The sequence below is a fragment of the Novosphingobium naphthalenivorans NBRC 102051 genome, assembly GCF_001590985.1.
GTDB lineage: Bacteria > Pseudomonadota > Alphaproteobacteria > Sphingomonadales > Sphingomonadaceae > Novosphingobium > Novosphingobium naphthalenivorans.
This window is the reverse complement of record NZ_BCTX01000078.1, coordinates 1-20,289: the sequence shown is the minus strand read 5'-3', so window position 1 is coordinate 20,289 and position 20,289 is coordinate 1. Positions and strand designations below refer to the sequence as shown.

Genomic DNA, 20,289 nt, shown 5'->3' with positions numbered 1-20,289 from the left:
GATACTGGGAGTCCTGATATGACGAATCCAGGGGCTGGTATGCCATGTCCCGTGTGCGCCGTTCCGCTCGTGATGAGCGAGCGCCAAGGCGTCGAAATCGATTATTGTCCGCAGTGCCGCGGAGTCTGGCTCGATCGTGGCGAGCTCGACAAGATCATCGAACGCAGCGCTCGCGATGCGCCTGCACAGACTGCGGCGCCTGTGCCGCCGTCACCGCAGCCCACCGCGCCTTGGGGGCACCAGGCAGGATACGGCCACAAACCGTACAAGCGGCGCAAGTCCTTCCTCGAAGAATTGTTCGACTAGCCGCTTCGAGGCCCAAGCAGAAGCTGCCACGTGCTGCGGGCTTGACCGACGCTCAACTGAGCGTCGGTCCCTTCCGGCTTGCCTCGCAGAACAGCCGACTCAATCGTCCCAGTCGCGGTCACGACGCACCGACAGGACGCGCTGTCCCCGCCGGTCCATGTGCAGCGTGATCTCCCGGCCCTGTGCGTCGAAGCCTTCGACTTCGAGACGCCCGTCGTCCCGTTCGATTTCCACCACATCGACTATTCCTGCGCGCTTGACTGCATCGACATTCGGTACACGCATTGGGCCAAAGCGGCGCCGCTCGTCGAAATCGTCGTCCCAGTGCGCGTTGGCAAAAAATGGCTGATTCTTCGCCGCGGCCGGCACCGGTTCCGCCAGCGCTGTCGAAGCAACGACGATACCTCCTACGCCCGCGGCGCCAAGCGCTACAGCCAACAAGCTCCGTTTCATTCTCGTGTCTCCTGATCGAGTCACCTTGGCGATGACCCGTCCAACATGCCCCCCGCTGCCTGACAGCGATCCAACCCGGGCCGTCAGCGGGGTGTCAGGACCGATCAGGCAGATCTTACTCCATGGGTCCCCGGCATCGAACATTGGTAGCGATGGTCCTGGCGCTGCTGAGCGCCTGTGATGGCGGCGGCGCAGGCGACCAGGCAAATCCGGCGCGCCAGCCGGACGTGCCGGAGAACAGGGCCCCCCTCCCGCCGCCGCCCCCCTCCCCCGCCGAAGAAGGTGCCGGCTCTCAAGAACAGGTCGCGATTGTCGCGGCCGGCACGGAACAGGCGCCGTCCCGGTCCCTCGATCCATCGCTGCTCCCCCTCGAACGCATCCTCAAGATCGCGCAACGTCGGGTCGCCGGTGACGTCATCGATGTCGAATTGGAAGACGACGACGGCACACCTGAGTATGAAATAACGATCCTCACTGCCGACAGCCGTTCGATCGAGATGAAGATCGACGCGCGAAGCGGCACGATCCGCGAACTCGAAGAAGACTGAAATGCGCCTGCTGCTGGTTGAAGATGATGAAGCAATCGCCAAGGGCCTGTCGGACGCCCTTGCCCGCGCCGGATTCACGGTCGATCACGCGGAAGATGGGGAGAAGGCGTGGGTGATGGGCGGGGATGAGGATTATGACGTGGTGGTGCTGGATCTCGGCCTTCCCCGCCTTGATGGCCTGACCGTTCTCAAGCGCTGGCGAAGTGAAGGGAGGACATTTCCGATCATCATCCTTTCGGCACGCGGCGCATGGCTCGACAAGGTGGAAGGCATCGAGGTTGGCGCCGATGAGCGTCGAAGCCGCGCTCGAGGCATTGGGGGCCATCGTCGAAAATGCGGCGCGCTACGCCAGCGCGACAGTCGAGGTGCTTGCCGGATCGGACGGGAAGGGCCGCTGGATCGAGGTGAACGACGATGGCCCCGGTATTCCGCTTCATCTTCATTCGGCCGTGCTCGAGCGCGGTGTGCGCCTTGACGAACGGGGCCAAAATCACGGCCTCGGCCTCTCAATCGCCCGGGAAATCGTCGAGGCGAGCGGTGGCGAGCTGTCCTTGCGATCCAATGCAAGCGGCGGCCTTTCCGTGCTTCTGAAATGGAATGAGTGATAGCCAAGCGGACGGCTGATACTCCAGCACACCTGATCCACGCGTATCCGCGATGAACAGATCGCCAATGAATGCTGACGCCGAGGCTGACAATCGGAGCCAACAGCTTAGCGAAGCCCACGCTGAAAGCTGACTTCAGTTCTAACCTGAAGGGTTGTCGACCCTCGCGGCAAAGAGCATCGGTCCATAGACGGCAAGAAAGACAAGGAACGCACCGCCCCAACAGAGCCCGGCGATTTCCATGCCCACATTGTAATCGAATACGCCGCTTGGTGCTCCGATACGTAGCAACGCGCCGAATGTAATCAGAGTATATGCGAGCACGGTCCCCGCATCGGCCTTCAATGGCCGCCCGGTATGTCCCAGGGTAGCGCGTGACATCACGGCTAGGATCATCGTCGCCATGGCACCAGCGGTGAGGGCGTGAATTGCGGCCGAACGGGAGACAAGAGCCCCAAACCCGACAGCGGCGATCAGAAGCAAGCCTGTCGGTATCCAGAGATAACCGATATGGAGGATGAGCACGAGCGGATCGCGCAGCGTCCGCCAGCCTCGCCACCTCGACATTCGGACCAATTGAAGCGCACCGGACGCCGAGAGCAGCCAGGGCACGACGCGCGCCTCGGGAGAAACGGTCCAGACCAACAAGGCAATCCCGGTTACTCCGATGACCACCAGATCGAAGCGCGTCGGTTGGCCGGGGAGCCCGTCCTTCATTCCTTGCTTCGCCATCCAGTTGCGCGTGAACGACGGGATGATGCGCCCGCCAATGAGCGAAATCATCAAAACGACCAGCGTGATTGCCGCCCGCCACCCAAGGTCGGGATCGCCTATCACTCCCGCGCCTGCCGCATGATCGAGCGCATTTGCAATTCCGAACAGGAGAACCAGAGCTACGACGGGAAGGTTGCGGTTTTTCGCCGCAATCACCTCGCGCGCGGCAACCGCCGCAAGCACGCAGTAAAAGCCGACATCAATTGCCGCCGCAACGACCGGTCCAGTCAACGCGGAAAAGAGGACGCCAAGCCGTCCCATCAACCAGAGACCGGTCAACATGGCGAGGGGCATCCCCGCAATGGGAAGGCGGCCTGTCCAGTTCGGAATGGCCGTCAGGAGGAATCCCGCGATGACCGCGCCCACAAAGCCGAACAGCATTTCGTGTCGATGCCACGCGAGCGGGTCGAGGACCGTGGGGAGAACAATCTCGCCCGCCAGGGTGAGCAGCCACAAAGTCAGCGCGGCAACGGCCCAGAGCGGCCCCAGGAAGAAGAACGGCCGGAAAGCACCTCGCAGGATCGGGGGCGAGGCAGCCATTCGGGCGCGCCGCAACGCGAGCATCTGCTCGCCTCTTGTCGATGTCGCCTGATTGATCGTCATCTTCCTGACGAGCGCTCCTCTCGACGTCACGAGACGAAACTAGAACATTTTTTCCGCCCAGGCGATCACGATGATGACAGGCCGGGTAAGAGGCCTGGCCCGTTCCGCTCCGCTGGCGGATCTCTCGAGGTGAGAAAGCTGCATTTCGCAGCGGATGCGGCAACCGCGATACGCCTACGGCGCAATGCGGCGCTTGGTCAGGCGTGCTCCTTTGAAAAGCGCGCGGCGAGCCGTGCACTTGCCCCGCTCCTGGTCGCGAGCCTGGCGCCATACCGCATCACGGTCTTGGGATCGCGCCAGCGGTACGCCTGCATGATTGCAGGCAGAGCCTCCCCCGCCGCGAAATTGTCCTGCGCGACCCCGACCCGGATCGAATGCGACGATACCGCCGATACCCAGCGTTCCAGCTCCGCTTCCGAGATCGGCCCGAGCAGCTTCTTTGCCCAGGCGGCCCGAATGACCCGCCTGTAGATGAGCGTGATGCTGTTGGGGTGCAGCCGTTCGGTGCCGATCGCCGCGACCGACCCATCAAAATGCGTTTCGACCCGGCGGAACAGCGGTCCTTTGCGGATGCCTGCCTTCTCGCGCCATCTCGCGATCGCATCCATCGTCGCAGGCGAAAGATAGGCATAGGCCCCCTCCCCTTCCCGGTCGGTCTTGCTCGACGGAATGAACAGCGTGCCCGCGCCATCGCTGTCCGGCCCTTCGATATGTCCGACCTCGATCGCCACCAACTCGGACCGGCGCGCCCCGGCGTCATAGGCCACGCGCAGCAGGGCGGCGTCCCGCAAGCCCAGCTCGTCCCGACGGCATGCCTTCAGGAGATGGACAAGGCAAACGCCCGACGGCGGGCTGTCGAGATCCGCGATGTCACCCTTGAAGCGCAGCGCGCGCGCCTGGCGCTGGCGGACGCCGAGCGATTTGCGCGCCGCTTTCATCTCGAGCTTGACCAGCGGTGCGGCGGTGGGATCGGCAATGCCCGCCATTCGGTATGCCCAACCGACGTTTACGATGTAGCGTTCAATCGTCGCCATCGCCCGAATCGTTTCGTCGGACAGCTCGAGCCCAGCAAGCGATCGAACCCAGCGGGAGACGTCGTGTGGCTTGGCCGACGGCGGGTCGAGGCGATTGCGGCGGCACCATTGTCCCCAGATGGTCAGGTCCGATCGGAACGCGCGGCGTGTATTATGCGACCAGCCCCGGACGGCAGCAGACACAAGTTCCGCATCGATCGGCGCAGATGCACCGACCAGGTCGCGCACGTCGCGCACCACCAAGTCGAGCACAGCGCCATCGCGCACGTCCATGGCTGCCGAAAGCGTCATCGGGAGCGTCTCGTCACGCGCCCCCTGTCAGATCGGCAGGACGCGCCCTCCAACGATCCTGATCGTGGCGCCGCCATTCGGGGTCGATCGCCATCACCTCGCGATCGAGGATCTCGACGATGCGCTGCGCGGCTGGCCTCCCGAGCAGCACGTCCGCCGCGTCGTAGATGCCGCGGCCGTAGCGGCCGACGAGCAATGCCGCCAACCCCGGCGTTTCTTCTCCGCGCGATACGGCAACTGCCCGGCTTCGCGCATAATCCGTTACCAGCGCGGTGAGCTTACCTTCTGCGGCATGTTCGTCCATTGACTTCTCCGTGCTCTAGCCGTTGGCCGCGAGCGCATTCAGGCTTCTTGGTCCACTTTCACCAAGGCCGACTGGCCTTGTGAAGCGCGATATCCGTCACCGCGAAATCCTTGCCCGTGCACAGCAGCGGCTCGCCGCGTTCTCTGGCCACAGCATAGACCATAAGGTCGAGCAGGTTGAGCGGTCCGCCATTGCCGTTCCCAGAACCGTAAAGCGGTTCGGCTTCGTTTGCGATCCTCGCGTGGTCATGCGTGAACGCCAGTGTCGCGCAGCCGCGGCGTTCGAACTTGGCAAGCATATCCTCAGCTTCGGCCCGCAGACCAAATCGCTGGTTGCTCGCGACACGCACAAACTCAACCATGGCGGGTGCCGGAATTCCGCCTCGTTCGGCGACGATCGCCTCGACCAGCGCCTCACTGCCCTCCTCGCCCGTCAGCACCGCGATCAGCGCCGAAGTATCAATGATCATCGGGGCAACCCGTCCTCGTCCCAAAGCTCGGCGTCAATCTCCGCCATGGTCGGATATGTTCGCTTGGGGACGCGCGCTTGGATCGCCCTAATCTCCGCAAGGAACGCGTCTCGGTCCTTTTCCTTTGGCAGCGGCATCCGGTCCAGCGCCTCTTCGATAATTTCAACCTGGCTGCGGCCGTCGCGGGCGAGCAGTTCGAGGCGCTTGAGCGCATGATCGGAGCGGATGGTGATGGCGCGCTGTTTGCGGCGCGGCGGATGATGGGCGGCAGTAGCCACGACGGCACTCCTACGGTTCAGATTTGATCGGCCCCTGATTATAGTGGCCGTGCTGCTACAGCGCAAGCACGGTTCATCTAATGTTGATAACGATCCATTATCAACACTAGGCATCCGGGCATACTTTACTGAACTTTGCTTTCAGTTCACTATTGGGCATGGCTGACATGCCCTCGCCCGCCTCTTATGGCCCCGATTATACCCCACAAATGGCGGCAGCCATAGCGTCTTGCACCGCGTCCATTTCTCGCCTGGATGCCCGAATTTCCGTCAGTTCCGCCGCCTCGGCATGGAACCGGCGGGCTACCTGGTCAGGCTATGCGCGGGCGCTGCAACTGCAATCGGCCGAGGTCGACGAAATCGACGTATTTTCCTGGGGTTGCGGGCTCCAGATCCCCGGCCGGCCGCTGCGCTCGACCACCCTCGACCTGTTCGACCGCTTCGATGCGTGGGCCGCGGCGCTCGCCGATCCCGACCCGCTCGCCTGGCGCGATACGCTGCCCACCGCCATCAGCGCGCCGGCGGTTGCCACGCAGCACCCTGCCCTCGTCCGCGCGCTCGATCAGGTCCGCCAACACGCGCTGGCGGATGGCGGCATCCTGCCCTGGCTCGGCCTGCCGTTCGCGCTACGCGATAGCGGCCTCTCCGCGAGCACCCTCCCCTGCCTCGCCGGCGGCGCCAAGGCGTTCCGGCTGAAGCGCAAACCCGACGCCGATGATTGGCTGGCGGTGTTGCGGGCGCTCGAACGATCGGCGCGCGAGGGTCTGGAACGGCTTCACGATCTGGAGAAATTTCATCGCAACGCCCAACGCGCGATCGTCGAAGCGTTCCGTCCGGGCGCCCTCCCCCGGCTGCTCGCGCTCACGCATCATCGCCCGCTGCTATCGCCCCAGGGAGTTGCCGATGCGCTGGCCCTCAGCGTCGCCGGAGCGAGCAAGCTGCTGGAGCGGGCCGTCGCCGCGGATCTTCTGGTCGAGATTACCCAGCGGCGCAGCTGGCGGCTGTTTCTGCCACCGGACCTTGCGGTCGAATTCGGTTATGCAGCACCGAAGCGCGGCCGTCCGGCGAAGGAGCCCCCTCCCCTGCCCGCGAGCCGCGACCTCACCGTGGCTTTCGATGCATTTGATCAGGAAATGGCCGCCATCGACAAGCTGCTTACAAGCGCGCGCGGGCCAAAGCTTTCGTCGCCATGACAGGTGTTGCGAATCAAATGCGAATTTGCGGTGGGAGCAAGTGGGGTTCACAATCATGTGCGCTCTGATTTTGATCACAAACTTGTGACAACTGGCCCAAAATACGGCCCAGCCAGACGCCCGCACAGAGCGATTTGACGCTATTCATGAGGCCGTGGATGCCAGAAGGCCCAAAAGCGCCTGGTAAGGCTCTGGCGGCGTTTTAGGACTATTTCTCGGTTTGTTCCGATTTTGACGGGTGCGCTGGATATGAAGCACCCTGGCTTCGGCGGTATGTACCCTAACATTTCACAAGCTGATCGAACGAGGTGATGTCGCGTGAGCGCTACGCCAGCTGGATGCCCGTTCGATGGCAGACGTTCAGCATCGAGGTAGATCCAGGCTTCCAACAGGCCCTCGAGAGTTTGGACTTCGATCTGGGCTCGCCGACATTCGATTCTTTCGAAGGCGTCGAGGCAGACCCGGTGATGAGGTAGGTCAGGCGACAGGATGAGGTGAACCGGGATCTCGTCCGCCATCGTCCGCGGGAATCAAGGCAGGGTAGCCAAGATGATGGGACCAGCTTCGAGTGCGCATCGTCGAGTGTTGTCGCGCTGATTGATCGGGAGGCGGGCGATGCACGGTTCGGCAGCGGATGTTGAACGCCATCCTCTGGATGCTCTATGCTCGTGCGAGATCGGGCACTGGGCCTTGTCATTGTGTTCGGTGCTTGCCGATGGCGTCCCCTCCCCCTTCAATCTTTTCAAAGAAAGGGAGAAGCGCCGCAGGCGCCGTTAATTCCTTTAGAAATAAAGATAGAAAGTTAGGCTGTGGATGCGCCGGACGCGACTCATGGATTCATCACGAGTCGGGGAATTCAGCGCGTTCCCGTAATACCGTCTGACCGTTCCTGAAATACCCTGTGCGGTGTTCCCATTGGACCGTGATTCGGTTCCCAATGTACCGTGCGCCGTTCCTGAAATACCGTGTGGGCGGGTCATTGGAGATCGGGGCGGAAAGGGCGGTAAAACGCGTTTTACTCGATGCTACATCCCTGATTTCCCGGAGTTTTGAGCTTCCTGACGACACAGGCGGACACAGTTGATAGCCACTCTTGTAGCCGCGATCATGACACTCGGGCACTTGCTGGCCGGGAAATCGGCAAGGCCTCCCGACTCTCCCACGGTATATTAGGAACGAAGGGCCGATCGAGACAGGCGGCCAGCCTCTGGAGCGGAGTTTCGCTCTGGTTTGAACTTCAATGACTGGCTGCCGGGCGCTTGAAACGGCGGTCGCCGGGCCATCATCTCCGGGCCTGGCGAGGCGTGAATACACGTCGATGGCGCGGTACTTTGGGAACGGCCGCCTATTGGGCTCGGCCGTTTGATCTCGTCTGCCATGGCGGACCGAGGCGGCGGAGTTTTCCTCCGCACGGTATTTCAGGAACGCCTGATCGATTGCCGCGGAGCCGATCTCGATGAACGATCGCAGCGTTCCCCCCTTCCCTTCCCTCTCGTTCCAGGAAGCGCCGGCACGAGATTGACCCGCCATCTGCTTTATCCGGCTTATATCCTGGTTGCTTGGAAACGACGTGCGATGATCGAAAGGGTGTCCGCGTTCCTGATGTACCCGGCGCCGGTCAACTGGTGGGATGATCGATGCCCGAGCCTGGCCCGGAAGGACGTAACGGCTTGGCCAAGGTGGCTGTGACTTCGGCCCGCACAGCGTAATAGGCGAAAATAATGGCGGCAACGCCCGGCCGCTGAGCCCCGCGTCATGGCTGAGATCTCATATTCTATGGGATAGCGTCCCGGTAGGACGGGGTGCTCGGTGGGGAGGGGCCGCGCAACTGCCGGCCCTTGTCCGTCGGTACTTCAGGAACGCAAGAACTATGCGCAACTCGGGTAGCGGAAGGTTGTTCCTGAAAGGCCGCGCTGTTCGAAGCGGCGCTGTAGCGCGCTACAGCGCCGCGCGTTGCTTCGAACAGAATGTTGCGAAGATCTGCGTGATGTTCCTGGCGTCGTATGCGATTTCGCGCTGCCTCAGGAATGACCGAAAGTCGTCGGCGACCATGCCGTGGTCACGCTGCGGTTCGGGCAGGTTGGCCCGTGCGATGGCGCCAAAGGCGCTATGGGCGATATGTCCATATTCCGGGAAGGCGATCGGCGGTTCGTCGATCGCCTTGTCTTGTGCGGAAGGAGTAGCCCGGCCAGGCGTGGGTGCAGTCTGGACCAGGGCAGGGGAGGGGGCTCCGGGTTCGCTCGTGAGGTTGCGCCTGACCATGCGCAGGAACGGTTCGGCCTCTGCGCGCAATTCCAGTTCGAGCGCGTAACCCGGCAGCGCGTTTTCCCGGACGATCTTGGTCATCTCGAATTTGAAGCGACGATAGTCACCTTCCGCGCCCGATTTTTCGAACAGCGTCGGCATGGAGATCGCGAAGCCGTCCGTTCCGGCGCCGCCGGCGTGCTTGCGCGCAACCCGGTACAGCCAGCGTTCTCTCCCCCCGGTGAGCGAGAAATAGGCGGGATCGATCGCGAGGACGCCGCCTTCCATCAGCACGCCGTCGTAAAACCACTTGGCGAGGGTGATGCGCATACCTCGCACGTTGCCCGTGCGGTCCTTGAGCTGACTGTAGCTGTCGATCCAGGAGAAAGTGGTTTCGACAGCGTCGCCCGAGCGGATATTGGTCTTCACCGTGGTTGACTGCAGACGGTCAAGCGCATTGCCCAGCAAGTCATAGGCTCGGCCGCCGACCTCGCGTTTGAGTGTCCTGAGCATGTCGTAGGGCACGACGTTCAAGGTTTGCGGAATGTCGTTCGCACCGCGGCGCTTATGTTCGATGAGCACCGAGGCGCAGTAGATCAGGATGTCGAGATCGTAGATCGTGGCGAGGCCATATTCCGAGTTGGCCGAAACATGGACGGTAACTTTTCGGTCCGGACTGACATAGTCGATCGGCTTCAGGCGCTTGCGCTTGGACAGGGAAAAGAATGGGCGTTCCATCGTTTCGCGCTGGTCGCGAAGCGGCAGTGCCGTCAGTTGCGGCAGAAAGAGGTCTACTTGACCGTCTTCGCGGTAGTCCTGTGGCATCTCATGTCCTGCAACACGCGTAAAACGCGTTTTACTCCATCATAACGATTTGAAAATAAAAGATTTATTGTGGATTCTCATTATCGCGCAAATCTCGCGCTCTCGATGACCGGACGCAGTGCGTCCAGAATCTCATCGACCGATGCGCGGCCTTTTGGATTGATGTTGATCGTGATGCCCTTCGCCTTGGTATCGGCGAGAACTTGTCCGATCTCCTTGCCCGAAGCTGCCGTCAGAGCCGGCTTCGCCTTTGGCGAAGGCGCAGGCCTGGAAGGTGTCACGGCCGCGGCCAGGCGTTCGCAGACTTTGCTGCCCTCGATCTTTTCCGCGCCGGCGGCCAGCAGCTCTTTCTGCTCGGCGGCGATTATGGCCGCCTCACCGAGAATGGCGTCGCGATAGCGCTCATCCTTGATGAGCGGCGACAGGCGCATGCCGTGACGGACCTTCAGGTCGCCTGGTTCCGCAAATGCGCTCACCACCTCGTCGGGGAGTTCGGCGAGTTGCAGCAGATTGTGAAGATTCTGCTTGGGGATCGCCAGGCGCTCGGCCATCTGCGCCCTGACGCCCTTATAATAGGCTTCCACCGCGTGCCGATAATTTCGGGCCCGCTCGAGATCGGTGACGTCCTCGCGCTCCCGGTTTTCCAGGTCCGCGAGACGGAAGGCGCCTTCGTCATCGAGCGTTTCGATCCGGGCTACGAGTTCGATCTCGCTATGGTTGTTCGCATGGAGCCAGGAGATCGAAAAATGACGACGTGTGCCGACGATCAGCTCATAGGGCTGTTCGGCATTGGGGGTTCGCCTGACGACCACCGGTTCGCGATTGGTTCCTTCCTCCCTGATCGATTCAATCAGGGAGGCGCAGCGGTCATAGCTAAGCGCCGCATAGTCGCGCGCATTGCCTGGCCAGATCGAGCATTCCGACGGCTTCAGGCGAATGGTGAGGCGCTTGACGGTGCGCGCGATCTCATCGAACGCAACCCCGCGCCGTTCGAGGAAGGACGGTGTCGCCGGTTCTTCGGCGGGCTTTTCTCGATCCGCGTGATCCCCGGCGACGGGACCATCGGCCGCGCGTGTCGGGGGCGGTGTCGTGCCGATGCTTTCGATGGCGTTCGCCAAGAGACTCCGCCGTCTGCCCCCCGCGCTGCTCATGCGGCCTCCGTCAACCGATCGGTGCCAAGCTGCGCCATCCGCGATGGCCACTGCTTGCAGATGTCTTTCTCTACCTCGCGGAAGACCATGTTGAGATTGTCGCGGCAGCGAACATAGGTCTGATGCGAGCCGTAGGGTTTGTTGATCTCGTAAATCGAAGACATCGAAAGTCCCGCATTCTTGATCTCTTCCGAGAGCAGAATCGGTGTCGAGAGCATTTGTCCGGCGTAGGTCTTCTCCATGACCTGGAGCATCTGCGCCTCGTTCGTGCGACTGGGCTGGAACATCGTGCAGACGACCCGAATGAAGCCATAGTCGATCGACGTGTCGAACTTGGAGACGAGATCCATCGCCTCGCGGCAGGTCTGCATGAAATGAATGGTCGACAGATAGTCGAGCTGCCGGGCAGGGACGGGGATCAACAGGCCATCGGCCGCAGTCAGCGTGTTCACGCCGAGAAACCCCATGGCCGGGGGAGGGTCGAGAATGACGACGTCATAGTCGTGACGAACTTCCTCCAGTCCGATCCGCAGCATGCGGAACGCGCCCGCGATCGCTGTCGGTCCTTCCTCGATCGTCGCGGTCAGTTCCCATTCGGTGTCCTGCAGGCCGAGGTTCGCCGGGCAGATGTCGATATTGGGCCAGGCTGTCTTCTGGATCGTCTTGCGCAGCGAATCCGCTTCGTCGATGCGCGGCGACAGGAAATTCGACAGCGTATGGGTCTCGTCGACCAAGGCCTCGAGATTGACGTCGAACATCACGCTCATCGAAGCCTGGGGATCGCAGTCCACGACAAGAACCCGGTAACCCCGCAGGGCAAGATAATCGGCAAGGTGCTTGCCCGTGGTCGATTTGCTGACACCGCCCTTGAAATTCTGCACGGCCACGACGACCGCTCGCTCGGACGGCAATTTGCCCATCTTGATACCGAGCGCTTCGCGAATCGCGATCAAATCCTCGACCGTGTAATATCTGCGCCCGTTGGCGGACGTCTTCGGCGCAGGAAGGCGTCCACGCGCTTCCGCCTTGGACAGGGCTTCGGGCGTCCTCCCCAGAAACTCCGCGGCGACCGAGGCCCCCATTGAAATATTGAGGGTTTTCCTGTCGGATGGATCTATCGCCGCTTGCCGCAGAACGGTTTTTGCATTCTCGCACGAGGTGATCATCGCATCGAGAATCTGACCCGACAGCATGGGCGTTGTCCCCCTTCTCAACCCAAATTGGCCTTGGTTCGTGAAAAAGGTCGAAAAAAGACCCCTTATCCCGGACAGCTATGCCAAAAGGATGGTGGTTAGTCAAATTGGTAGCAGCTGGCGCCATCATGCAAGGACAACGCTGCTCTCAGATGGAGAGTCCGGGATCATTCCGGGCGAACGGACAAGCTCCGGTTTCCATGCGAATCAAGTGATCGCCAGAATTGGCGGCAAGCATAGATCGGTCTTGTCGCCGCTTCGAGAATGGAACTCAAATTCCTTCCCGGCGGCATCCGAGTTGGCGGTGGTCCACGAATCGGACAGGGCCAGAACTGCCGCTGACGATGTTCTCCTGGCGCTCGAATAGGCGGCGACAAGGCCCACCGCCATCGAGGCATTCATTCCGCTCGCAGGAAATCCCATCCGCAAACCGGCCGTGCACCCCGGTGGCTATTCGCGCTTCCTCGATCCGCGCACGCAGCCCGGAGCACAGATAGACCGCGATCTGATGGCCGGGAGAAAGAGGGAGAGGGGCAGGGGCATGCAAGCAGGAGGAATGCCATGCCGCTTACAGCCCGACGACCATCCCAGGAACTCATCGATCTCGTAGGTGCTCTCGGTGGCACCTGGCATGGCCGCACCGCCATGTGCCTGTGCCCGGCGCATGCTGATAGCACACCAAGCCTCTCGATCCGTCAGGGCGATCGCGGTATTCTTGTCACTTGCTTTGCCGGTTGTGATCGCGAAGATGTCCTGCGCGAATTGCGCCGGATACCGATCCGGCAACACTACTCCTACCGGGACATGCCCGCGCGCGCTTCGGGCAATGCCGCACGGCTCTGGGAGGAGGGGCTTCCGATCCCGGGCACTCTCGCTGAGCGTTACCTGACGCTGCGGCATCTCGAGCCGCCTACCGATGATCTCCGATTTCATCCACGCTGTCCTTATCGTCCCAAGCCCTGGACCACGTTCCATCCCGCCTTGCTCGTGGCCGTGCGCGAAGGGCGGCGACTGACTGCCATCCAGCGCATCTTCCTCGACCGGGAAACCGGCAAGTACCGCATGAAGCTCATGCTGGGGCGGCCAGGGCAGGGGGCATGGCAAGGGGGAGGGCGGGCGGCTTCTTGCCTGGCGCTTGCCGAGGGCTTCGAAACCGCGCGGGCCTTCACCCTCATTCAAGGAGCTCCCTGCTGGGCGAGCTTGGGTGCACGGCGTCTCGATCAGATCCTGCTGCCGCAAGGTCTGACATCCTTGATCCTCGCCGTCGACAATGACGCCGAAGGTGAACTGGCGGCGGCACGCGCGGCGTTGCGATATGCTCGGCCCGGTCTTGAGATAACGTGGATGGCGCCGCGCGGCGTCAAAGACTGGGCGGAGGTATTGGAGGCGTCTATGGGATCATTGCGATGAACGAGGCCCGCAGGACGCATATCCGCTCGATCGCCCTGGACCGCGACGTGCGGTTCCTGCTGCATTTCACCCAAGCTGCGAATCTCACTGGGGTCGTGAAGCATGGCTTATGGCCGCGCCGCGATCTGGCAGCAGCCGATCATTTGGCATACGCCAGTGATTACGGCCGATTGGACGGAAACAAAGACGCCGTCTCTGTTTCGATTTTGTGCGTGAGCGAGCCGAGGTTCGCTGGCGGCGAAGAGGAGAGGCGAGACCTCGCACCCCATTTTCCCACCGACCGTGAAGCCGAAGTGCAAGTTTTTCAGCGGATCGAAGCCGACCACATTCCTGGTGCCATCGTCGGTCAACCGGGACTGGCGGAACCCGTGAGAGCTACTCTGAAATGGCTGTCCGGCCGACTGCGGCAGGTTGAATTTCAGGATTTCGGTCTGGTCTGAGGATAGAAGCGACTGCGGCGGTGGTCGATCGCATCCTCGCTACTGCTCCGATTCGAAGTTGCGGTTTTCGCGGCAATGCCAGAGGCGCAGTATGAAGATCGTTCCGGCCGCGATCTCGTAGCGCATCTCGTAGTTGCCGACGATGATCCGGCGGACCTCGCGCGGCTCATAGGCTTCCAGCTTCTCGCCGATCCTCGGATAATCGATCAGCCGATCCGGTGCGTGGGCGAGTTGCTGGACCACGCGCGCCGCCGCTTCGGGGGCGACCGGACCCAGATGCTCGTGCAGTCGCACAAGGTCCGACGACGCCTTGCTGGTCCACTGGATCTTCATTTGACCGGCGAGGGTAGCGGCTTGTCCGTCCCAAGGCTGTCGGCCCATGCCGTGATCGCCTGGTGGTCGATCACCCGTCCGGCATCGACATCCTCCAGGGCTTCGAGCGTCATCCGGTGACGCTCCTCCTCCTGATCGACCCAGGCGGCGAGCGCTTGCTTCACCACCCAGCCGCGCGAGCGTTCGAGTCGCGAGGCCATTGCTTCAACCTTTTCCGCGAGCCCCAGAGGGACATGCGCGGTCAATACCTTCGTCTCGGTCGCCATGTTTATCACCTGTTATCAGTCCGATTAAAATATAATCATACTGACGAGAAAACGCAAGTTGGGGAGCCGTGGAGTCGAGAACCGGGCGAAGGCGCTGGAGGCCGCGCTCCGCTATTTGCCGTCCTTCAAGGCGTCCTTGACCCGCTGCCGCATTTCCGCAGCCTCCGCCACGTCATGCGGCCTTAGATCGAAGCCGTCGGGCAATTGCCAGCGGCACCGATATTCGCTGGCGCGCATCGAATGGGACGAGGACAGGTGCCGCTGCAGGTTGCGTACACAAAGCGCCGAAAGAGTGTCGGAGCAGCGCGTTCCGGATTCGAACAGCCAGTCCAGGGCGGCTTGATCTGAAGGTCGCTCGGCTGTCTCAGGCCAGGGAGCATTCCGAGTGAAGGTCTTCGCCGACGACAGATCGGGCGATCGCCGCCAGATGGGGGTGATGGGTGAAGAACAGCACCTGCGTCGATCGCGCGAGTTCCGCCAGCACCCTGAAACCGGCCTCGGAACGCTCATCGTCGAAATTGACGAACAAGTCGTCCGCGAGGAAGGGCAGGCGAACACCGGCCGCGATGGATTGCTCGACAGCTGCGAGGCGAAGCGCGAGAAAGAGCTGGTCCGTGGTTCCCTCGCTCATCGCCCCGACGTCCACCACGGTCCTGCCATCGTCGCGCAACCCCAGGAGCCGTGAATTGGGTCCGTCGCTGTCGATCCGCAGCGCCGCATACCGCCCGATCGTCAGCCGGCGGAAGATCTCGCTTGCGCGCAGCAGCATGGGATCCTGATGGCGCTCGCGATATTGTTCAATCGCCCAGCGTAGCGTGACGGCCTCGGTTCGCTTCAGGATAAAATCTTCGGCAAGAACAGCGAGCTCGGCCCGGGCCTGCTCGGCATCCGAGGCCGCGTCGGCGGACGAGCCGCTTTGCGCCTCCAGACCGGCAAAGACTCTCCTGGCATCGCCGTGGGCGCTTGCGGCAGTGGCAACCTCATCGTTGAGCTGGGTCAGCTGCCCCGAGAGCGACTGGATTCGGACGGCCAGACCGTCAGCATCGACGTCTTCCAGGGACGCGACAAGCTCATCCAGTCCCTTGCCGTCGCCCGCCGCGACGATCGCGGCTTCCGCTTCGCTGACCGCGTGGCGCAGGGCGCGCGCTGCTCGCGAACGCTCGATGGCCGCACCCAGGCCCTGCAGGTCGGTAGCGCCCGTCTCCTCCAGAAGCGCGGTCAGCGAAGCCCAGGCCGCAGCATGCCGTGCGTCTTCGGCCGCCATCTCAGCGCTTCGGCCGGCAATGCTTTCCTCGAGTGCCTCCAGGACGCTTGCGGTCGAGCGCGCCGCCGAGAGCCGGGCCCGCATCCCTTCGAGTAGCGTCACTCCGCCGCCCGAGGCGGCAATCCCCAGCCTTTCGGTTAGGGCCGCAACGCTTTCGTCATGTTCACGCGCGTCTCTCGCTATGCCGTCGATGCGTGTCTGCAGGTCTCGCTGCGCGGCAATCGCGGCTCTGAGCTCGTCCAGGACGTCGAGAGTTGCCGGAGCGCTGGCTATGTCGAGATCGATGTCCGCTTCGACCAGCAGCGCGCGCCAGGCCTCCATCCGCGTCGCCATACTCTCATCGACACGCGTGCGGCGGCGCTGCAGACCTTCCGCATCCTGCCCGATTTGTACGAGTGCGGCCTCGTCGAGTCTGTGCTGCTCGGCGGCCGCCTCGCCGGCTTGCCGAATCCGTGTGGCGAAGGCGAGCAGCGGCAGGAGGTCTTCTCCCTTGGGCACCGACTCGTCTGCGAGGGCGGCGACCAGGCTGGCACGCAATTCATTGCGCCGCGCAACGATCGCCCTGGCATCGTCGTGGGCATCGATTGCCTCCTGATGTGCTGCTTCAGCCGTTTCCCGCTCGGACACCCAACCGAGGAACCGATTGGGCTCCAACGCCGGAAAGCCCGCCTCCGCCAACTTTCGTGCCCAGCCCGTCAGCGCGCTTTCGCGACGATCGCTTGCCGCCTGCGCGCGCGTGTCCGCCTGGTCAGCGGCCAGAAGGAGCCTGGTCCGGCGTTGACCCATGACCGTCAGACGGCTCGACTCGTCGGCGGCGGCGTAGCGGGCATCTCCGCGTTCATCTGCTCGAGCGACTGCCGTCTCATAAGCATCGACAGCTTCATCAGGGGAGGGGAGGGCCATGCCTTGCCGCATGTGCGCGCGCAGCGGTCGCCAGAACGCGTCGCGCTCGCTTCGAACCGCGGTGATCTCCTCGTCAGCCACCGCAGCGCCCGACGAGAGCTGCTCCATTTCGAGCGAGAGCGCCTCGGCCTCTTCGCGGGCGCGCGAAGCGGCGTCTGTTGCCCGCTGCAGATCGGTCTCGGCCTCGGCAAGGACGGATCGCACGTCTTCGATTTCGTGCCGTGCCAGTCTGGGAAGCGCGGCCAGGGCCGATGCGTCCCCGCTCCAGGGCGTGAGCCGAGCGAGCGCCACGTCCAGGCTGGCCGCGGCCCGGTCGGCTTTGCGCTGCGCCAGTTCGCAGCGCGCGTCCGCATCGGCCCCGAGGGTCCTGGCAAGGTCGATCGCCGTTACGATCGCGGTCAGATTTCCTGTTTGGGGGCGATCCGCAATCTTCCGCTCGATCGCGACACGCCTTTCAGCCAGGTCCTGCTCACTCTCGTCGATCTGCCGGAGCGCCGCGAGATCCTCGGCATGACCGAGCGCGATTTCGCGCAGTCTGGAACTTACGATCCGGGTGGGGGGATCGGAGGCGAGCGCGCCGGCTTCGGCGCGGAGCCGGGCGACAAGACCTCCCGATGCGGATCGCTCCTCGCTCAGACGCGCTAAGTCCTGTTGACCCTTTGTCACCGCGCCCGACGAAGCGATCAGCGCGTCGATTTCGGCGTCGTGGGCGAGGACCGACGGATCAGGAGAAAGCGCCTCGATCTGTGCCCGGGCTTCGTTCACCAGATTCTGCGCGGCGGCCCTTGCACGCGAAGCGGCCTCCATCTCGGCCATTGCCGCTTCGGCGGCGTGCTCGCGCTGCGGCCCGATATCAATCGTATCCATGTGGGCGGCAAGCGCCGCGAGATGGTCGCTGCGAAGACGGACGGCAGGCGCAATCCGGCGGATGCGCTCGAGGCGGCTGACCTCGGCAAGAACTTCGTCGCGCCGCCGCTGAACCTCTTCGAGCATCTGCTGGGCGTCCGCGACCGCGCCTTTGGCATCGAGCCAAGCCTTCGGCTTGAGGGCCTGGTCCCGGACTGCTCGGGTCTGCGCTTCGAAATCGCGTTGGGCCTGCGTGAAGCTCCGCCTCGCCGCGGCGCGTTGTCCCCAGATCGCATCGGCTTCGCTCTCGAGGCGAGCCAATTCGTCCGCAACACCCGTGAGCCCGGAGCCTGCGGCAAAGAGGGCTCGGCCCAGGTCGTTGCGGGCCTCGACCATGGCCCGCCCGCCCGCTCGCAGGCCATCCTGGTCGAGGCTGAAGGAGAGTGCGAATGTCTCGCGCGTCTGCCCCCGCAGCATGGCGAGCAGCATAGCTTCGTCGAGGAGACGATCCTCGGCATCGATCAGTGTCCCGGCCGTCCCCTTCTTGCGGCGACAAGCGAAGCTGTGCCCCTCGTCCTCGAGCACGGCCCCAACGCGCAGCAGGGCGTAGTCGTAGACGAAGTTGTAGGGAGACCGTGCCGGGAAACCGAACAACAGATCGGAGACCGCCGCAAGCGAGGTCGATTTTCCCGCTTCGTTGGCGCCGTACACCACGTGAAGATCGGGCTCGCCTTGGCGAAAGGAAAGCTCGCAATCCTCGAAACGACCATAACGCTCGAGTGACAGGGTGGCGAACCGCATCGCTCAGTCCCCCTTCGTCAAACGCGAGCGGAGCGCCTGGGCGGCGGTTCCGATGACCGCGTCCCACTTGCCGTCGCCGGCATAGCGGCGAAGGTCCGCTTCGTCGGCATCGGGGAGCAGGCTCTGCGCCGCGAGCAGGAAGGGCGCAAGGTCCGCGGCCAGCAGTTCGTGCAGTTGAGGATCGGTGGCGGCCCGATCGATCAAGGCAGCGAGATCGTCGCCGACAATCACCTCACCGGCGGCGGCGGGCTTCGTCACGAGCAGCTTCACTTTCTCGATGAAGAGATTGGGCGAGATCGAAGCGGCCACGGCGCGCGCGACGTCGCGCAGGTCCGCGGCGCTGTCGATGAGCGCGCCGGCGCTGTCGGTCTCGCCCGTCAGCACAAGCCGCGTAACGAGCGGCAATCCATCGCCGCCGTGCTGCCACGCTTCAAGAAGCGCCGAGCGCATGCGTTCCGCAATGCTATCGGCCGGCACGTCGGTACAGTCGATATCGACCGCGAGCCAGCGGATCACATCCAGATCCAATCGATCGATGGAGGAAACCTGACCATCCTCCACGGTGACGATCACCGCGCCCTTGGGGCCCGTCTCGCGGATCGTGCGACCCTGGATGTTGCCCGGGAAGACGACATGAGGCGCCTCGCACACGATCTCGTGTTGATGGACATGGCCGAGCGCCCAGTAGTCGTATTGCTTGGCTTTGAGATCATCCAGGCTGCAGGGCGCGTAATCGGCGTGGCCCTTCCGGCCTGCCAGCGCGGTGTGCAGCATCCCGATATTGAAGTGATGCTCCGCAGCGGCGGGATAGGACGGAACGAGATTGTCGGTGACAGCCGGTGTCGAGAAGCTCTGTCCGTGGACCGCGACCTGGAGCTCGGCAAGCAGATGGGTTTCCGGTCGGCGCGCGCTGAACAGGCGGACATTGGGCGGCCAGGGAATGCTGCGGGTGATGACGGAGGCGGCATCATGGTTGCCGGCGAGAAGGAACACCGGGATTTCGGCCCGATCCAGGCGGCCCATGGCGCGGGCGAAATAGAGGCCGGTGCTCATGTCCTTCCACTCACCGTCGAAGAGGTCGCCAGCGATCACGACGAAATCGACATCTTCGTCGATGGCGCGTTGTACCAGATTGTCGAAAGCCGCGCGGGTGGCTCCTCTTATGTCGTCCTCGGGCAGACCTTCATATCTCGACAGGCCATGGAGCGGGCTGTCGAGATGAATGTCGGCGGCATGCAGGAAACGAAAATCGCTCAAAACTCTTCCCCCCTCGAAAGCGGCGATATTCTCTGGGTCACCGCGATCCTCCGTTTGTGTAGTGCCCCATGGGAGAACACCCCCAACATGGCCGCAGAGCTATTGGCCATGCGTTCCGCACAGTCGCATGTATTGTAATCAGGGTTCCTCCGCCAGTTTCCCGACTCTTGCGAGGAAGAAACGCTCCCCCTCATAGCTCAAGTGATTTCATCTCGGCTGGCCGGTGCCTGTCGCCACCGACACTCCGGGATAATCCCAATTGCACGACGATGCGTGGATGGCGGATTCAGGAGATGTCATGACCCGCATCACGATTATCGATGGGCATCCCGACCCAAACGGGACCCGGTACGTTCATGCGCTTGCGGATGCCTATGCGGCGGGCGGCGAGGCGGCAGGCCATGAAGTGCGCCGGATCGAGATTGCAGAACTTGATTTCCCTATCTTGCGATCGGCCGGGGAGTGGCGGGACAATGCGCCCGCCGCCGCCATTCACAA

The 20,289-nt window shown here is 63.0% G+C and carries 21 protein-coding genes and 2 pseudogenes; 8 read left to right on the top strand and 15 right to left on the bottom strand.

Annotated elements, in window-relative coordinates:
* The first annotated feature begins 18 nt into the window (after positions 1-18).
* Positions 19-306 (top strand): TFIIB-type zinc ribbon-containing protein, encoded by a 288-nt coding sequence (locus NN5_RS20075; protein ID WP_129405084.1) that lies wholly within the window; start codon positions 19-21, stop codon positions 304-306.
* Positions 307-405: 99 nt separating this feature from the next.
* Here NN5_RS20075 and NN5_RS20070 read toward each other — a convergent pair whose 3' ends face one another.
* The gene (locus NN5_RS20070) at positions 406-759 is read right to left on the bottom strand and encodes a hypothetical protein (protein WP_037487485.1); all 354 of its coding nucleotides are present in this window, start codon (positions 757-759) and stop codon (positions 406-408) included.
* A gap of 152 nt (positions 760-911) precedes the next feature.
* Between NN5_RS20070 and NN5_RS20065 the strand changes: the two genes are divergently transcribed.
* The 3 genes and pseudogenes from NN5_RS20065 to NN5_RS27010 all read left to right on the top strand — a co-directional run bounded on the left by NN5_RS20065 (position 912) and on the right by NN5_RS27010 (position 1,912).
* Complete coding sequence (locus tag NN5_RS20065; RefSeq protein WP_066521301.1) at positions 912-1,307, top strand: PepSY domain-containing protein; 396 nt, start codon at positions 912-914, stop codon at positions 1,305-1,307.
* A 1-nt stretch (position 1,308) separates the two neighbouring features.
* Positions 1,309-1,536, top strand: a pseudogene (locus NN5_RS27345) (response regulator); the annotation flags it as partial.
* A 58-nt stretch (positions 1,537-1,594) separates the two neighbouring features.
* A complete protein-coding gene (locus NN5_RS27010) occupies positions 1,595-1,912 on the top strand; it encodes an ATP-binding protein (RefSeq protein WP_037487314.1) in 318 nt (105 codons plus the stop codon).
* Between the two features lie 141 nt (positions 1,913-2,053).
* On the opposite strand, the gene NN5_RS20055 is transcribed toward NN5_RS27010, so the two are convergent.
* From NN5_RS20055 to NN5_RS20035, 5 genes are all read right to left on the bottom strand, one after another.
* A complete protein-coding gene (locus tag NN5_RS20055; protein WP_051585721.1) occupies positions 2,054-3,289 on the bottom strand; it encodes an NnrS family protein in 1,236 nt (411 codons plus the stop codon).
* Positions 3,290-3,486: 197 nt separating this feature from the next.
* A complete protein-coding gene (locus NN5_RS20050) occupies positions 3,487-4,614 on the bottom strand; it encodes a tyrosine-type recombinase/integrase (protein WP_020819377.1) in 1,128 nt (375 codons plus the stop codon).
* 13 nt (positions 4,615-4,627) lie between these two features.
* Complete coding sequence (locus tag NN5_RS20045) at positions 4,628-4,918, bottom strand: hypothetical protein (RefSeq protein WP_020819378.1); 291 nt, start codon at positions 4,916-4,918, stop codon at positions 4,628-4,630.
* A 58-nt stretch (positions 4,919-4,976) separates the two neighbouring features.
* Positions 4,977-5,387, bottom strand: coding sequence for a type II toxin-antitoxin system VapC family toxin (locus NN5_RS20040; RefSeq protein ID WP_020819379.1), 411 nt, complete (start codon positions 5,385-5,387; stop codon positions 4,977-4,979).
* Complete coding sequence (locus tag NN5_RS20035) at positions 5,384-5,665, bottom strand: hypothetical protein (protein ID WP_020819380.1); 282 nt, start codon at positions 5,663-5,665, stop codon at positions 5,384-5,386. The genes NN5_RS20040 and NN5_RS20035 overlap by 4 nt, the downstream gene beginning before the upstream one ends.
* 158 nt (positions 5,666-5,823) lie before the next feature.
* Between NN5_RS20035 and NN5_RS20030 the strand changes: the two genes are divergently transcribed.
* A complete protein-coding gene (locus NN5_RS20030) occupies positions 5,824-6,858 on the top strand; it encodes a hypothetical protein (protein ID WP_025160827.1) in 1,035 nt (344 codons plus the stop codon).
* Between the two features lie 1,938 nt (positions 6,859-8,796).
* On the opposite strand, the gene NN5_RS20025 is transcribed toward NN5_RS20030, so the two are convergent.
* The 4 genes from NN5_RS20025 to NN5_RS20010 form a co-directional block, all read right to left on the bottom strand.
* Positions 8,797-9,927 (bottom strand): replication initiator protein A, encoded by a 1,131-nt coding sequence (locus NN5_RS20025; RefSeq protein WP_020819382.1) that lies wholly within the window; start codon positions 9,925-9,927, stop codon positions 8,797-8,799.
* Between the two features lie 80 nt (positions 9,928-10,007).
* The gene (locus tag NN5_RS20020; protein WP_025160828.1) at positions 10,008-11,078 is read right to left on the bottom strand and encodes a ParB/RepB/Spo0J family partition protein; all 1,071 of its coding nucleotides are present in this window, start codon (positions 11,076-11,078) and stop codon (positions 10,008-10,010) included.
* On the bottom strand, positions 11,075-12,271 hold the full coding sequence (locus NN5_RS20015) for an AAA family ATPase (protein ID WP_015460581.1): 1,197 nt from the start codon (positions 12,269-12,271) through the stop codon (positions 11,075-11,077). The genes NN5_RS20020 and NN5_RS20015 overlap by 4 nt, the downstream gene beginning before the upstream one ends.
* 207 nt (positions 12,272-12,478) lie before the next feature.
* On the bottom strand, positions 12,479-12,673 hold the full coding sequence (locus tag NN5_RS20010) for a hypothetical protein (protein ID WP_029986659.1): 195 nt from the start codon (positions 12,671-12,673) through the stop codon (positions 12,479-12,481).
* Between the two features lie 159 nt (positions 12,674-12,832).
* Here NN5_RS20010 and NN5_RS20005 point away from each other — a divergent pair, with 159 nt between their 5' ends.
* Together NN5_RS20005 and NN5_RS20000 are read left to right on the top strand one after the other, a co-directional pair.
* Complete coding sequence (locus NN5_RS20005; RefSeq protein WP_066521295.1) at positions 12,833-13,681, top strand: DUF7146 domain-containing protein; 849 nt, start codon at positions 12,833-12,835, stop codon at positions 13,679-13,681.
* Positions 13,678-14,121, top strand: coding sequence for a hypothetical protein (locus tag NN5_RS20000; protein ID WP_020819387.1), 444 nt, complete (start codon positions 13,678-13,680; stop codon positions 14,119-14,121). Before NN5_RS20005 ends, NN5_RS20000 begins: the two co-directional genes overlap by 4 nt.
* Before the next feature lie 39 nt (positions 14,122-14,160).
* Here NN5_RS20000 and NN5_RS19995 read toward each other — a convergent pair whose 3' ends face one another.
* The 5 genes from NN5_RS19995 to NN5_RS19980 all read right to left on the bottom strand — a co-directional run bounded on the left by NN5_RS19995 (position 14,161) and on the right by NN5_RS19980 (position 19,791).
* Positions 14,161-14,454, bottom strand: a complete 294-nt coding sequence (locus NN5_RS19995) for a type II toxin-antitoxin system RelE/ParE family toxin (RefSeq protein WP_020819388.1) — start codon at positions 14,452-14,454, stop codon at positions 14,161-14,163.
* Entirely contained in the window at positions 14,451-14,720 is a 270-nt protein-coding gene (locus tag NN5_RS19990) for a CopG family ribbon-helix-helix protein (protein ID WP_020819389.1), read from the bottom strand. The genes NN5_RS19995 and NN5_RS19990 overlap by 4 nt, the downstream gene beginning before the upstream one ends.
* 111 nt (positions 14,721-14,831) lie before the next feature.
* A complete protein-coding gene (locus tag NN5_RS27215; RefSeq protein WP_020819390.1) occupies positions 14,832-14,957 on the bottom strand; it encodes a hypothetical protein in 126 nt (41 codons plus the stop codon).
* Positions 14,958-15,084: 127 nt separating this feature from the next.
* Positions 15,085-18,534, bottom strand: a complete 3,450-nt coding sequence (locus NN5_RS19985; protein WP_020819391.1) for an ATP-binding protein — start codon at positions 18,532-18,534, stop codon at positions 15,085-15,087.
* A gap of 3 nt (positions 18,535-18,537) precedes the next feature.
* Entirely contained in the window at positions 18,538-19,791 is a 1,254-nt protein-coding gene (locus tag NN5_RS19980) for a metallophosphoesterase family protein (RefSeq protein ID WP_020819392.1), read from the bottom strand.
* 298 nt (positions 19,792-20,089) lie between these two features.
* Between NN5_RS19980 and NN5_RS19975 the strand changes: the two are divergent.
* A pseudogene (locus NN5_RS19975) lies at positions 20,090-20,289 on the top strand (NAD(P)H-dependent oxidoreductase); the annotation flags it as partial.

Bases quoted from the DNA above. Each gene is read 5' to 3' on its own strand.
- NN5_RS20015 (WP_015460581.1), bottom strand. From the start codon at position 12,271: ATGCTGTCGGGTCAGATTCTCGATGCGATGATCACCTCGTGCGAGAAT.
- NN5_RS20055 (WP_051585721.1), bottom strand. From the start codon at position 3,289: ATGACGATCAATCAGGCGACATCGACAAGAGGCGAGCAGATGCTCGCG.
- NN5_RS20030 (WP_025160827.1), top strand. From the start codon at position 5,824: ATGGCTGACATGCCCTCGCCCGCCTCTTATGGCCCCGATTATACCCCA.
- NN5_RS20065 (WP_066521301.1), top strand. From the start codon at position 912: ATGGTCCTGGCGCTGCTGAGCGCCTGTGATGGCGGCGGCGCAGGCGAC.
- NN5_RS20000 (WP_020819387.1), top strand. From the start codon at position 13,678: ATGAACGAGGCCCGCAGGACGCATATCCGCTCGATCGCCCTGGACCGC.
- NN5_RS20075 (WP_129405084.1), top strand. From the start codon at position 19: ATGACGAATCCAGGGGCTGGTATGCCATGTCCCGTGTGCGCCGTTCCG.
- NN5_RS20050 (WP_020819377.1), bottom strand. From the start codon at position 4,614: ATGACGCTTTCGGCAGCCATGGACGTGCGCGATGGCGCTGTGCTCGAC.
- NN5_RS19990 (WP_020819389.1), bottom strand. From the start codon at position 14,720: ATGGCGACCGAGACGAAGGTATTGACCGCGCATGTCCCTCTGGGGCTC.
- NN5_RS27010 (WP_037487314.1), top strand. From the start codon at position 1,595: ATGAGCGTCGAAGCCGCGCTCGAGGCATTGGGGGCCATCGTCGAAAAT.
- NN5_RS20070 (WP_037487485.1), bottom strand. From the start codon at position 759: ATGAAACGGAGCTTGTTGGCTGTAGCGCTTGGCGCCGCGGGCGTAGGA.
- NN5_RS20045 (WP_020819378.1), bottom strand. From the start codon at position 4,918: ATGGACGAACATGCCGCAGAAGGTAAGCTCACCGCGCTGGTAACGGAT.
- NN5_RS20040 (WP_020819379.1), bottom strand. From the start codon at position 5,387: ATGATCATTGATACTTCGGCGCTGATCGCGGTGCTGACGGGCGAGGAG.
- NN5_RS20005 (WP_066521295.1), top strand. From the start codon at position 12,833: ATGCCGCTTACAGCCCGACGACCATCCCAGGAACTCATCGATCTCGTA.
- NN5_RS19995 (WP_020819388.1), bottom strand. From the start codon at position 14,454: ATGAAGATCCAGTGGACCAGCAAGGCGTCGTCGGACCTTGTGCGACTG.
- NN5_RS20025 (WP_020819382.1), bottom strand. From the start codon at position 9,927: ATGCCACAGGACTACCGCGAAGACGGTCAAGTAGACCTCTTTCTGCCG.
- NN5_RS20010 (WP_029986659.1), bottom strand. From the start codon at position 12,673: ATGAATGCCTCGATGGCGGTGGGCCTTGTCGCCGCCTATTCGAGCGCC.
- NN5_RS19985 (WP_020819391.1), bottom strand. From the start codon at position 18,534: ATGCGGTTCGCCACCCTGTCACTCGAGCGTTATGGTCGTTTCGAGGAT.
- NN5_RS20020 (WP_025160828.1), bottom strand. From the start codon at position 11,078: ATGAGCAGCGCGGGGGGCAGACGGCGGAGTCTCTTGGCGAACGCCATC.
- NN5_RS27215 (WP_020819390.1), bottom strand. From the start codon at position 14,957: ATGCGCGCCAGCGAATATCGGTGCCGCTGGCAATTGCCCGACGGCTTC.